Origin of the sequence: Paraburkholderia strydomiana (genome assembly GCF_031456815.1) — a bacterium.
GTDB classification, from domain to species: domain Bacteria; phylum Pseudomonadota; class Gammaproteobacteria; order Burkholderiales; family Burkholderiaceae; genus Paraburkholderia; species Paraburkholderia caledonica.
In genome coordinates, this window is the sequence record NZ_JAVDVL010000006.1 from 207499 (window position 1) to 220536 (window position 13038).

At 63.2% G+C, this 13038-nt stretch carries 12 protein-coding genes; 8 read left to right on the plus strand and 4 right to left on the minus strand.

Annotated features, from left to right (window positions below; translation table 11 throughout):
• The first annotated feature begins 75 nt into the window (after positions 1-75).
• Positions 76-1053 (plus strand): LysR family transcriptional regulator, encoded by a 978-nt coding sequence (locus J2W46_RS18230; RefSeq protein WP_310355356.1) that lies wholly within the window; start codon positions 76-78, stop codon positions 1051-1053.
• 143 nt (positions 1054-1196) lie between these two features.
• On the plus strand, positions 1197-1751 hold the full coding sequence (locus J2W46_RS18235) for a YaeQ family protein (protein WP_027776868.1): 555 nt from the start codon (positions 1197-1199) through the stop codon (positions 1749-1751).
• 37 nt (positions 1752-1788) lie between these two features.
• On the opposite strand, the gene J2W46_RS18240 is transcribed toward J2W46_RS18235, so the two are convergent.
• Entirely contained in the window at positions 1789-2214 is a 426-nt protein-coding gene (locus tag J2W46_RS18240) for a VOC family protein (protein ID WP_310065977.1), read from the minus strand.
• Between the two features lie 390 nt (positions 2215-2604).
• Between J2W46_RS18240 and ada the strand changes: the two genes are divergently transcribed.
• The 4 genes from ada to J2W46_RS18260 all read left to right on the plus strand — a co-directional run bounded on the left by ada (position 2605) and on the right by J2W46_RS18260 (position 7387).
• Entirely contained in the window at positions 2605-3780 is a 1176-nt protein-coding gene (ada, locus tag J2W46_RS18245; RefSeq protein WP_310355358.1) for a bifunctional DNA-binding transcriptional regulator/O6-methylguanine-DNA methyltransferase Ada, read from the plus strand.
• Entirely contained in the window at positions 3777-4694 is a 918-nt protein-coding gene (locus J2W46_RS18250; RefSeq protein WP_310355360.1) for a DNA-3-methyladenine glycosylase family protein, read from the plus strand. Before ada ends, J2W46_RS18250 begins: the two co-directional genes overlap by 4 nt.
• A 333-nt stretch (positions 4695-5027) precedes the next feature.
• Complete coding sequence (gshA, locus tag J2W46_RS18255) at positions 5028-6644, plus strand: glutamate--cysteine ligase (RefSeq protein ID WP_310355362.1); 1617 nt, start codon at positions 5028-5030, stop codon at positions 6642-6644.
• Positions 6645-6871: 227 nt separating this feature from the next.
• The gene (locus tag J2W46_RS18260; protein WP_310355577.1) at positions 6872-7387 is read left to right on the plus strand and encodes a hypothetical protein; all 516 of its coding nucleotides are present in this window, start codon (positions 6872-6874) and stop codon (positions 7385-7387) included.
• A gap of 17 nt (positions 7388-7404) precedes the next feature.
• On the opposite strand, the gene J2W46_RS18265 is transcribed toward J2W46_RS18260, so the two are convergent.
• Complete coding sequence (locus tag J2W46_RS18265) at positions 7405-8991, minus strand: DHA2 family efflux MFS transporter permease subunit (protein ID WP_310355364.1); 1587 nt, start codon at positions 8989-8991, stop codon at positions 7405-7407.
• A 137-nt stretch (positions 8992-9128) separates the two neighbouring features.
• Positions 9129-9671, minus strand: a complete 543-nt coding sequence (locus tag J2W46_RS18270; RefSeq protein ID WP_310355366.1) for a MarR family winged helix-turn-helix transcriptional regulator — start codon at positions 9669-9671, stop codon at positions 9129-9131.
• Positions 9672-9930: 259 nt separating this feature from the next.
• Here J2W46_RS18270 and J2W46_RS18275 point away from each other — a divergent pair, with 259 nt between their 5' ends.
• A complete protein-coding gene (locus J2W46_RS18275) occupies positions 9931-10299 on the plus strand; it encodes a hypothetical protein (RefSeq protein WP_087752395.1) in 369 nt (122 codons plus the stop codon).
• A gap of 186 nt (positions 10300-10485) precedes the next feature.
• Positions 10486-12087, plus strand: coding sequence for an efflux transporter outer membrane subunit (locus J2W46_RS18280; protein WP_310355368.1), 1602 nt, complete (start codon positions 10486-10488; stop codon positions 12085-12087).
• A 153-nt stretch (positions 12088-12240) separates the two neighbouring features.
• Here J2W46_RS18280 and J2W46_RS18285 read toward each other — a convergent pair whose 3' ends face one another.
• Positions 12241-13020 (minus strand): type II secretion system protein N, encoded by a 780-nt coding sequence (locus J2W46_RS18285; RefSeq protein ID WP_020067378.1) that lies wholly within the window; start codon positions 13018-13020, stop codon positions 12241-12243.
• Positions 13021-13038 lie beyond the last annotated feature (18 nt).

Consider the following 13038-nt stretch of genomic DNA (forward strand, 5'->3'; position numbering starts at 1 on the left):
TTTTGAGCTACCCCGATAACAATTCCGGTATGGCATGATTGTGGCGATTCGAAAAAAATGCTTTGGAGACAGGCGATGACGCGTAGCTACTCGAACTGGTTCGTCCGTGCGCGACTCAAGACGCGGCAGTTGCTGCTGCTCGCCGCAATGGAAGAAGAGGGCAACGTGCGGCGCGCCGCCGACGTGCTCGGCATGACGCAGCCGGCGGCGTCCCGCCTGCTGAAAGAACTCGAAGACATGTTGGGCGTGAGCCTCTTCGACCGAACGCCGCACGGCATGCATGCAACGCTGTACGGCGAAGTCATGATCCGTCACGCGCGCATGGTGCTGTCGAATCTCAGCCACGCGCACGACGAAATCTCGGCGCTGCGCGCGGGTCTCGCCGGGCAGGTGCGCATCGGCGTGATCGCAGCGGCGGCTGCAACCATGGTGCCGCGTGCCATCGCGAGTGTGAAGGAGCGTTATCCGCAGTTGCAGATCTGGGCGGTAGTCGAAACGTCAGATGTGATGCTCCCGCGGCTTGCCGAAGGTGAACTCGACATCATGATCGGCCGCGTGCTCGAGCGCCAGAACCAGTTCAAAACCGAAGTTCGCTACGAACCGCTCGCCGACGAACCGCTGTGCGTGGTCGCGCGGCCAGGCCATCCGCTGGAAAACGAAGCGGGCCTTACGCTGCGCGGCATTGTCAACGCGAGCTGGGTATTGCACCCGCCGGGCAGTGTTTTGCGGCATCGTTTTGACCTGATGTTTTCGCAGATCGGCCTGAATCCGCCGCAGAACGTGGTGAACACCAACAACTTCCTGGCAATTTCCAGCTTGCTGCTTCAAAGCGACATGTTGGCGGTCTTGCCCGACGAAGTGGCGCGTCAGTACCAACAGTACGGCGTGTTGAAGCGCTTGCCAATCGATTTACCGTGCAGGATGGATACATTCGGTATCATCACGCGCCAGTCGCACCTGCTTTCTCCTGCGGCGTCAGTGGTGCTCGACGCGTTGCGCGAGGCGGCAGGCGAGGTTTATGGCGCTCCCGCAGAGCAGGCCTTGGCTCGTTAAATGCTTCTTCCCGTCTATGTGGTGGCCGGTGGACGGCACGGGAGGGAGACAAAATGTACAACAAACACGGAAGACGGCAGCGCGCCGTCGACGACTCATTTTCGGTTCGCTCCGCTGGAGCGAGCGTCTGGTTTAGCAACGGCATGGCTCTCAAATCGACGATTTACAAGGCGGAATTGCAGATCGCCAACATGGACCGGCACTATTACGCCGACCATTCGCTCACCATCGCGCGTCATCCGTCGGAAACCGACGAACGGATGATGGTCCGCGTCGCCGCGTTCGCGCTCTTTGCGCAGGAACGACTCGAGTTCTGCAAGGGATTGTCGGATGTCGACGAACCCGATCTGTGGCAGAAAGATCTGACCGGCGCGATTGAAACGTGGATCGAAGTCGGCCAGCCCGACGAGCGGCGCATCGCAAAGGCGAGCGGCCGTTCGAACGACGTGATCGTGATTGCGTACGGCGGACGCACTTCGGATATCTGGTGGCAGGGCGTGCGCAACAAGGTTGAGCGCATGCGCAATGTGACGGTCTGGTCGCTTGGCGAGAACGTCGCGGCAGAGTTGGGCGCGCTTGCCGAGCGCACGATGCGGCTTCAATGCACCGTACAGGACGGCGAAGCGTGGCTCGGCAGCGCGGAAGCCGACGCGGTGAAAATCGAGTGGACGGTGTTGAAGGCGCCCGCCAACGGCTGAAACGTCGGCGACTCGCGGCGGACGCCGGGGCTTACCTTTAAAGCGACGTGACCCGAGCCGCTTCCGGCGGCCCTTTCAGTTCGACCATGTTGCCCTCCGGGTCGAACAGATATAGCGACGGGCCGTAGCCGTCCGCGCCGTAGCGAACCGCCTGCTCACCAAGCCGTGCGCCGTGCTCGCCGAGATGCGCCTTGAGCGCGTCGACGTCGAACGGTTCCACGCGCAAACACACGTGATCCATGTTTCGCCCTGCGCCGACCGCGCCGTTTTCCGGGCGATCGAGCTTCGCGCCCACCTGCAGCAGGTCGATCAGCGAACGGCCCGCGCGCAACTGCGTGAGACCCAGCTCGCGCTGCTCCTTCTCGAGGCTGCAACCGAGCACCTCGCAGTAGAAGCGCGCCATGACCTCGACATTCGACGCCCGAATCACCACATGGTCGATCTCGCGAATATGGATTTTCATTTGGAACGTTTCCTCTGGCCGGCTTACGGAACGGATGAACCACCAGTTTATGAGAAAGCGGCGGCTCTGGAAGCCTTGCGGTGAGGGCCAGACGCGGAACGTACAGACGAAAAAAAGCCCGCTCTGCTTGGAGCGGGCTGAATCCATATCAGGAGGAGACATGGAGGAGACAGGTACTAATATACACACGGGGTTGGTGCGACGCAATAACTTTTTAAGGGAAAACCCGATATCGTGCAAATTTGTCGCACTTTGCGGCGAAACGAGTGCCTGGCGGGGATTCGACCGTCCGCCATTGGGAAACCGCAATGACACAGCAAGAACCGGAGCGTAGTGTGTCGGCATGCGGCCTACATTGGTGAGCATCGAGAGCACCTATTCGGGACCATCATGAACCGCGCTGCCAAGCCTGTTGACACTAGCCTTACCGCCGAGACCGCCACCTGGAATTCCGACGACGAGCGCTGGGAAGCCGTCACTCGCCGCGATCCGCTCGCGGACGGCGCTTTCTTCTACGGCGTGAAGACGACGGGTGTGTTCTGCCGTCCGTCCTGCGCTTCGCGCCAGCCGCGTCGTGAGAATGTCGCCTTCTTCGCAGACGCCGGCGGCGCCCGCGCCGCAGGCTTTCGCGATTGCAAGCGCTGCCAGCCGGGCGGATTGCCGCGCGAACTGGAGATCGTGAACCGGGCGTGCGCCGCGCTCGACGCCGATCCGCAGCAACGTCTCACGCTCGCGCAATTGAGCGACGCTGTGCACGTGAGCCCGTTTCATCTGCAGCGGCTGTTCAAGCGCGTGGTGGGCGTGTCGCCGCGTCAGTATCAGGCCGCGCAGCGCGGCGCCGCGTTGCGCGACGCGCTCAAGAGCGGCGCGGACGTCACGCGTGCGACGCTCGACGCCGGCTTCAATTCACCTTCGCGGATGTACGACAGCGCATCGGCGGAATTGGGCATGGCGCCGTCGGAATATCGCCGCAAGGGTGCGGGACTGACGGTCCGCTACGCGAGCGCGCCGACGTCGCTCGGCTTCGTGCTGGTGGCCGCGACCGACAAAGGCATCTGCAAAATCGGTTTCGGCGACGACGCCGCCTTCCTCGTCGACGAATTGCGCGGCGAATTTGCCAACGCGGCCCTGCTGGACGATCCCGAGCGGCTCGCGCCGTTCATCGCTCAAATCGACGCGTACCTGCGCGGCACGCGTCAGGACTTCGACCTGCCGCTCGATATCGCGGCGACCGCCTTCCGGCAGCGTGTCTGGGACGCGCTGCGGCGCATTCCGTATGGCCAGACGCGTAGTTATACGGAGATTGCGGAAGCGGTCGGCGCGCCGCGCGCCGTGCGCGCCGTGGCGAGCGCGTGCGCGACGAACCCGGTTGCGCTCGCCATTCCGTGTCATCGCGTCGTGCAAAAGGGCGGGGCGCTTGCGGGCTATCGCTGGGGCTTGCCGCGCAAGGCTGCCCTTCTCGATAACGAGGCGCAGCACGCGCGCACCGTTTCCGCCGATGAACCCAGCCACTCCAAGACGGGTCCTACTGAAACCGTCGCTACCAAACTGGACCACGCCGCGTGAGCACGCTTGACGAAGTCGCAACCCTGGAACTCCCGTACAAATCGCCGTTCGACTGGCCGCGCCTGCTGCGCTTTTTCGGCGGACGGGCGACGCCCGGCGTCGAGACGGTCGAAGACGGCGCCTATCGCCGCGCAATCGAATGGGACGGCGACAGTGGCACGCTCAGCGTGCGCCAGCATCCACGCAAGCGCTGTCTCGTCGCAAGCATCGACGGACCGGTGAGCCGTCACGCTGACGCGCTTGCAGCACCCATCGCGAGGATCTTCGATCTGCACGCGGAGCCGAAGAAGATCGGTGCCGCCCTGGCCGCCGACCCTTGGCTCGCGCCGCTGATCGAAGCGGCGCCAGGTCTGCGCGTGCCGGGCGCGTGGTCCGGTTTCGAACTCGTGGTACGTGCGATCGTCGGCCAGCAGGTCAGCGTGAAGGCCGCGACAACCATCATCGGACGACTGGTACAGCGAGCGGGCGAGCGTATCGAAGGGCATCCGCACGCAAGCACCGCGTGGCGGTTTCCGACGCCAGACGCCCTCGCAACAGTCGATCTCGCGCAAATCGGAATGCCGGGCAAACGCGTCGCGGCGTTGCAGGGTTTCGCGCGCGCCGTCGCGAGCGGCGACGTACCGCTCGACAGCGCAACCGCCGACGCGCAGAGCCTGCGCACGGAATTGCTCGCCTTGCCGGGCATCGGCCCGTGGACGGTCGAATACGTCGCGATGCGTGCGTGGCGCGATGCCGACGCGTGGCCTGCACTCGACCTCGTGTTGATGCAGTCGATCTCCGCGCGCGATCCGTCGCTCGTGCGGGCGACCCAGCAACGCGCGCGCACCGACGCATGGCGACCGTGGCGTGCTTATGCGGCGATGCATCTGTGGAATGAAGTAGCGGACCGCGCCGGCGCCGCGCGTGGCGGCTAGCTTTGCTTGCTAGCTCGCGTGGGTAGCGACACGCGCAGGTTGCTCCGTCGCGCCGCACCGACCGCGCGTGCGGCATGCACCGCCGCCCGCTAAAAACCCTACCGCCGCAATACCCGCAATAACCCGAATTCCCGTGGCTAAATTCGCGAATCCGGCGTGAAAACAGTCGGTCAGACCGGCCGGAACAGCCCGCCGAGGCGGCCTCAAGCAGGCGCCGTGGCGAGATGTTAAAGTGCCCGCTACTGAAAATTCCGCCGAACGTTGTCGACCGCACCATGCTGCCAGCGAGCAGCGAAGCGGCACATGGCGGCCGACAACGCCCGACTCGCATCAATGCCAAACACCACACAATCCCGCACGACCGACGCGTTCTCGCACCGCCTGTCCGTGCTGACTTCTGGCCCGCAACGCGACGCGCTGCTGCACGGCCTGCGCGGCATAGAAAGAGAAAGCCTGCGCGTGAAGCACAACGGAGAACTCGCGCTGACGCCGCATCCGCGCGCGCTCGGATCGGCGCTCACGCATCCTTCGCTGACCACCGATTATTCCGAAGCGCTGCTCGAACTGATCACGCCGGCCGAGCAGGACGTCGCGCTGACGCTCGATAAGCTCGACCGGCTGCATCGCTTTGTGTACGCAGAACTCGGCGACGAGATTCTGTGGAACAACTCAATGCCCGGCCTCTTGCCCGATACCGACGACGGCATTCCAATCGCGAACTACGGCACCTCCAATATCGGCAAGCTGAAGTACGTCTATCGGATCGGCCTTGCGCTGCGTTACGGTCGCACGATGCAATGCATTGCAGGCATCCACTACAACTATTCGCTGAACGAGGAAGTGTGGCGGCTGTTGCATGCGGATCAGCAATCCACCGCAAGTGCCGTCGATTTCCAGTCGGATCGTTATCTCGCGCTGATTCGCAATTTCCGCCGCACCAACTGGCTGCTGATGTATCTGTTCGGCGCGTCGCCGGCGCTCGACCGCCGCTTCTTGCGCGGGCGCAAACATACGCTCGAAACCTTCGACGCAGACACGTTGTACCGTCCGTATGCAACCAGCCTGCGCATGAGCGATCTCGGCTACTCGAACACCACCGCGCAAGCGGCGCTGCATGCCGACTACGACACGCTGCCCGGTTATCTCGACGCACTTGCGAAGGCTGTCAGCCAACCGTATCCGGCATACGAGGCAATCGGTACGCAACGAAACGGCGAGTGGGTGCAGATCAACACGAACGTGCTGCAGATCGAAAACGAGTTTTACTCGACGATCCGTCCGAAGCGCGTCACGTATCCCGGCGAGCGTCCTTTGCATGCGCTGGCCGCGCGCGGCGTGCAATACGTCGAAGTGCGCTGCATGGACATCGACCCATTCGAGCCGGTTGGTATTTCGCTGGAGACGTCACGCTTTCTCGACGCCTATTTGCTCGTGTGCGCGCTCGACGACAGCGCGCCATTGCCGCCGCAGCCCTACGCGGAGGCCAACCAGAACTTCGCGCGCGTAACGACCGAAGGGCGCAAGCCCGGCCTCGAACTGATCCGTGACGGCCATCCGGTCGCGATGATCGAGTGGGCCGAAGAGCTATTCGTCAAGATCGAAGCCGCGGCAGCCACGCTCGACGCACTGCAGGGCGGCGACGCGCACGCGCGCTCGGTTGCCATTCAACGGGCGAAACTTGCCGATCCGTCGCTTACGCCATCGGCGCGGGTGTTGCAGACGATGCGCGACAAGCAGCAGAGCTTCCTCGAATTCGGTCTGGAACAAAGCGAAGCGCACGCGGCCTATTTCCGCGCGCGTCCGCTGGAGCCCGGCGAGGCCAAGGAGTTTGCAGAACTGGCCAAACAATCGCTCGAGGAGCAGGCGAAGCTCGAACGCGAAGAAGTAGGCTCGTTCGATGCATTTGTCGCCGCTTATCGGGCGTATACATTGAATCGTTTCAGCGTCTGAACACACCGGCTCACGTGCGCGAAGCAACGTGCGAAAGCGGCTCGAGTAGCCGCTTTTTTTTATTGTGCGGTGCATGCGCGGTAACGGCTATTTAATCGACGCGGACAACAGCGGGCGCGTAAGCAGAACCTTCACGACTTGCAGGTTTCTTTGACGTAGAGGAAACGCCCTCCGCGCATAACGGTCCAAACTGTTACGACACGCTAGCGAGAGGGAGGATCAACGTGATGAAGCAAAGTCTGTTGGCCGCACTGTGCATTGCGACGGCGGCGGTTGCCCCGACCGCATGTTCAACGCAAGGACAAGTCGATCCCGACGTTATGCAGATTGCAACCACGCCCCTGACGTGTTCGAACAAAGCTCAGTGCGACCTCTGGTGGCAGCGCGCGCAGACGTGGGTCACGAACAACTCAAAATATAAAGTCGAATCCGCGACCGACACGCTGATTCAGACGGCCGGCCCCGATGGCGGCAAACGCGCGCTCGCGTATCAGATCACCCGCACCGCAAATCCCGACGGCACCGCGACGATCGGCTTCGCCGCACATTGCGATGGATCGCTTGGCTGCACGCCGAACCCGTGGGAAGCGGGCGCCGACTTCAAGCAATACGTTCGAGGCACCGCGGCGGGCACACAGAAACCCGATGTGAAGCCGTCGCAGCCCGCACCCACCGCCATGCACCCCGACGCGTTGCAGGGGCAGTCGGTGACGCCAACGACCGGCGAAGCCGTCAGTCAATGAGCGAAGCGTTGCGCCGATCAATGTCCCATTGAAGGACCGACGCCTTTGCGCGGTTTGGTGATCCACACGAGCACCGCAAGCACGAGGAACGCCGCACACGATATGCGGAAGAAGTCGTTCGTGGCGAGCATATTAGCCTGCGCAGTCACCACCTGCTCGAGCTGCGCGGTAATGCTGCCACCGGAAAAGCCGACGCCGGCGAGTGCATCGGTGTACGCATTCGTATTCGGCGTGTAGACGTTCACGTTGTCGACCAGCATCGCATGATGGCGGATCGTATCGTTTTCCCAATACGTCGTACTGATCGCAGTTCCGATCGCCCCCGACAAGGTCCGGAAAAAGTTCGATAAGCCCGACGCACTCGCAAGCCGTTCGTCGGATACGCTCGATAGCGTGATGGTTGTCATCGGCACAAAGAAGCACGCCACGCCGATACCCTGCACGATACGCGGCCAGATGACGTGGTTAAACGGCACGTCGAGCGTGAAAGTGGAGTTCCAGAACGACACGAACGCGAACACGATAAACGCGAAACTCGCCACCACGCGCAAATTCAACCGATGCATGTTCTTGCCGATCATCGGCGAAAGAAAGAGGGCGAGTAAGCCGACCGGCGCGGTGGCGAGACCGGCGAGGCCCGCGGTGTAGCCCATCACCGTCTGCAGCCATAGCGGGAAAATCACCACCGAGCCGAAGAACGCCATGAAGCCGAACGAGATGATCAGCACGCCAAGCGCGAAGTTGCGGTCCTTGAACAGCGAAAGGTCGACCACGGGTTCTTTCTCGGTCATCTCCCACACGAGCATGAACGCAATCGACACGACCGCGATCACTGCAAGCGTCACGATAAATGTCGAGTTGAACCAGTCGCGGTCCTTGCCGAGGTCGAGCACCATCTGCAGGCACGCCACGCCGATTACGAGCAACGTGAGACCGACCGCGTCGATACGCTGCTGGGTGGTCTTCGTTTCCCGGCCGCGCAGCAGCACGAACGCGCAGCCCGCGGATAAAAGGCCGATCGGCACGTTGATGTAGAAGATCCACGGCCACGTGTAGTTGTCGGTGATATAGCCGCCCATTACCGGCCCGAAGATCGGCGCGCAGATGACGGTCATCGCCCAAAGGCCGAGTGCGAGCCCGCGTTTTTCCGGCGGATACGAGCGCATCAGAATGGTCTGCGAAAGCGGCACCATCGGCCCGGACACAAGGCCTTGAACCAGGCGAAACATGATCAGCGACTCGAAATTCTGCGCGAAACCGCACAGCGCCGAGGCGATCGTGAAGAGCAGAACGGACAGCGTGAAAAGCCGCACTTCGCCGACGCGCCGTGCCAGCCATCCGGTGAGCGGCACAGCAATCGCCGAGGCCACCGAATACGAAGAGATCACCCACGTGCCCTGGCTGGTCGCCACGCCGAGGCTGCCGGAGATGGTCGGCACGGCCACGTTGGCAATCGACGTGTCCAGCACCTCCATGAAGGTGCCGAGCGCGAGGCCCACCGTCAGCAGCGCAAGCGCGCCGCCCGTAAGCGGCGCCGGTTCGGCTGCGGGCGGAGTAGCGGGTTGGGCCGCCGGTCCAGTAGCGTTGGAAGCCGTAGCGTCCATATGTTTTTCTCCTCAGCGCGGAAAAGATTGTTGTGCCACGTTTATCGTGTCGATTCAGCCATCGCGCATATATGCACCATCACACTCTGCCCAGACAGAGATATATGCGCAGTACAGCCCTGTAATTCGCGCTCCAGCTACTGCTTGCCGTTTTCCGGCGATGAATCGTGAAGCGGCTCGTCGGGCACCTCATCTGGCGAACACAAGCCACAACCGGCGCTCGAATCCGGATCGACGCCGTTCGCAATGAAACGACCGAGCAGATCGATCAGCGTGGCAAGGTCGGCGGCTGTGAAGCCACGCAACTGTTCGTTCAGCACCGCAGCGCCAATGTCCGGCAACTGGCGCGCCGCGTCGTGGCCTCGCGGCGTCAGTTCCAGCTTGATCATGCGTCGATCCGCGTCACTGCGCGTGCGCGACACAAAGCCCTTGTTTTCAAGGCGATCCAGAAGACGCGTCATCGAACCGCTGTCGTACGACATAACGCGAGACAACTCGAACGGCGTATTCGCCCGGCCGGCGGCCAGCATCAGAATGACGCCGATCTGCTGGGCGGTCAGCCCAAGCGGCTTCACCGCGCGGTCGGTGCGCTCAACCAGCACGTTGCGAGCCTTCGACAGGTAATAGCCGAGACTGGACTCAAGCCGGATTTCATCTGCTTTGTAGGGGCCGTCTGTCATCTTGTATCCGGAACATCGCTGGGCAAGCGAAGTTTAGCTGCCTAAGCAGGAAGATCAATGGCGATTTTCGCAGACCGCCCCGAAGGAACCGCCGAAAAACAACAGCGCACCCACATATCGCGCATCAGTATCTTGAAATTTACTTGCATAGTCAATATTATACGAAGCAACGAGTTACGCGTTGCGCGCCACCCGAGACTATGTTCTGACCGCTTTTTTGTCCGTCGCCGATGCGGCGTGACCCAAGGATGTTCCTCCCATGCTGTACCTCAAAAATACCCTCGGCGGCCTCGGCCGCTCATTGACCGATTCAGCTTTGCACAGCTTCCAGGGCCCGCATCGCTGGTGGAAGCTCGCGCTATTTGCAGTGTTGTTTGTACTGCCCGGCGGATCGGTAGGGGTTGCGATTCTGGCGTGGGTCGAGCATCGGCGTGGGCGCAAGAGTTCGAGCAGCACATCTGTCGAAATTGCAGCAGAGCCGGTGCGCCTGGCCGGCACTGCCGCCGCCCCCGCGCACAATCCGGCGAGCGCCTGCCAATCGCGCGGCGACGCCCCATGCCGGGCAGCCGCGGGCAAGCTCGCGCGCAAGCCGGCATCGGCGGAATCGCGGGTCGACTCGCGGGCGTGATGGGTGGCGTCGCTCGCCGGTAACAGCGCGTAACCTTCGCGACACCGTCGGTAACACACCTACATCGCTCGCCGCATTAACCTTTCTGTTTCCCGCGCCCAGCGGGCTCTTACGCTAACATGCCGGCAAACCATACCGGCCGGCGCCGTCATCGGCGGCATCGCGGCGTCCAGAAGGAAATCATGCATGCAGTCTGACCGAATCTCGTCCGCGCGGACCTTTGCCCCGCGCGTCCTGACCCTCGCGGTAGCTGTGTCCGTCGCGGGCCTCGTGGCCGCATGCGCGGTCGGTCCAGATTACAAGCGTCCAGACGCCGAGATTCCCGCCTCGTACAAGGAAGCCGCACCCGGCTGGAAAGTCGCACAACCGTCGGATCAGCAGGATCGCGGCGCATGGTGGACCGTCTATCAGGATCCGCAACTCGATGCGCTCGAAGACAAGCTGAACGCCGCGAATCAGACCGTCGCCCAATTTGCCGCCGCTTACCGTCAGGCCCGCGCACTGGTCGGTGAGGCGCGCGCGGCGTATTTCCCGACCGTCGGCTTGTCCGCGGGCGCTACGCGCTCCGGCAGCGGTGTTTCATCGAATGCGGTTGCAGCGAGCGGGAGCAACCGCTCGGGCGTCATCAACAGCTACAACCTGCAACTCGACGCCAGCTGGGAACCCGATCTATGGGGCTCGGTGGGTCGTTCCGTGAACGCGCAGAAGGCGGGCCAACAAAGCGCGGCCGCCGATCTGGCCAACGCTCGTCTATCCGCACAGGCCACGCTCGCGCAGACGTACTTCGCGCTGCGCTCGCTCGATTCGAACCAGAAGCTGCTCGACGAAACCGTCGCCGCCTATCAACGCTCGCTGCAACTCACGCAGAACCAGTACGCCGCGGGCGTGGCCGCGCGCTCGGACGTCATCCAGGCGCAAACGCAGCTGCAATCGGCGCAGGCCTCCGCGATCGACAACGGCGTTCAGCGCGCGCAGGACGAACACGCGATCGCAGTGCTCGTGGGCGAACCGGCTTCCACGTTTTCAATTCCGCTGATGCCGCTCACCGCGACGCCGCCCGCCGTGCCCGCGCAGATGCCGTCCGCGCTGCTGGAGCGGCGGCCCGACATCGCGTCTGCGGAGCGCAAGGCTGCGGCAGCCAACGAGCAGATCGGCATCGCAATTGCCGCCTTCTTCCCATCGCTCACGTTGTCGGCCAGCGGCGGCTTCCAGAGTTCGTTGTTCTCGCAACTGCTGACCGCGCCGTCGCGCTTCTGGACCGTCGGTCCGCAACTCGCGGCAACCCTGTTCGACGCCGGGCTGCGCCGCGCGCAAACCGAAGCCGCCCGGGCCGCCTACGACCAGAACGTCGCGACCTATCGCCAAACGGTGCTGACCGCGTTCCAGGACGTTGAGGACAACCTCGCGTCGCAGCGCATCCTCGAGCAGGAAATCGTGGTGCAGCAGCAGGCCGTGGAATCGGCGCGCCAGGCGCTTGCCATCGTGACGAACGAATACAAGGCCGGCACCGTGGGCTTCGTGAACGTCCTTACCGCGCAAACCACGGCGTTCACGGCCGAACAGAAGCTGCAGACCATCGCAGGTCAGCGGATGGTGTCGTCGGTCGGTCTGGTCAAGGCGCTGGGCGGTGGCTGGGACGTCACGCAGATGAACCGCGAAACCGGCGATGTGGCCGCACCAGCACCATTGCCAGCGTCATCCACGTCACCGGCGACGCCGGTTGCGGGAAGCGATGCCCCGCAAACGTCAATGCCCGCTCAGGCGCAGATACAAGCGCAAAGCAAATAGAACTCGCGGGCGTGAGCAAGCGCCGCACGGCGCTGAAATACGAAAGAGGCATGAGCGGCTAACGGAGCCGGACATGCCTCTTTTTTATTCTGTCTGAGAACTCGCGCAGCGTGACGTAAGTGCGACCTTCCGCGTTGCCGCGCCACACCTCGCTCAATGAGCGAAAGACAACGTGACGGTGTCCGGTCCGCTCGGCCGTCCCAGCAAATTCAGCAGTCCCGCGAGATTGTCGCGAGCCTCGGGCGCGGACGTCGCCGTTCCGTGAAATGACGTGGAAGCCGGCGACACGACCCCGCGGCCGTTCAGCATCAGCGGGCCTTTGATTGTGCGCAACTCGATTGTCGACGAGACACCCTCCGCCTGGAACACAAGCTGGTACGAGCCGAGCGGCTTTACCGGCGATACGCGCGAACTCACGTCGCTCAGCGCGACCGTCAGCTGGCCGAACGCCTCGCGGTTGAAGCTGCGCCAGTCGGACCACGAAAGCCGCACGTCGCCCTGCAGATCCAGTGTGTTGAACGGCGCGCCCAGACCGCTTAGCAGCGAAGCAGGGACGCCTATCGTGCCGGGGGTGACGTTGGCGCTGCGCGGCGTCGCGTCGATGGTAATCGGATCGGGCATTGCCTCGCTATGGCGCATGGTCATGCGCACACGGCCGGTGAAGAGCGGCCAGAACGCCGTGCGCCATTCGATCCGTCCCGGCAGCAGCGTCGCGGCGCTCATGTCGGAGCCGGCCGCCAGCATCAGCGTAGCCGAGCCGTGCCAGAGCGAACCGCTCGGGTCGACGAGGTTCACATGGCCGCCGCTCTGGCGGGCAAATTGCGGCGTGATCCACGCAGCGGGTAACAGCGCGAGCATCACGGCGGCGTTCGAGAGGACCGCAACCAGCACCCAGGGCAGCACGGCGCGCAGGCGCCGCATCCAGTAAGTCATGCGAGATCCCGTGACAGC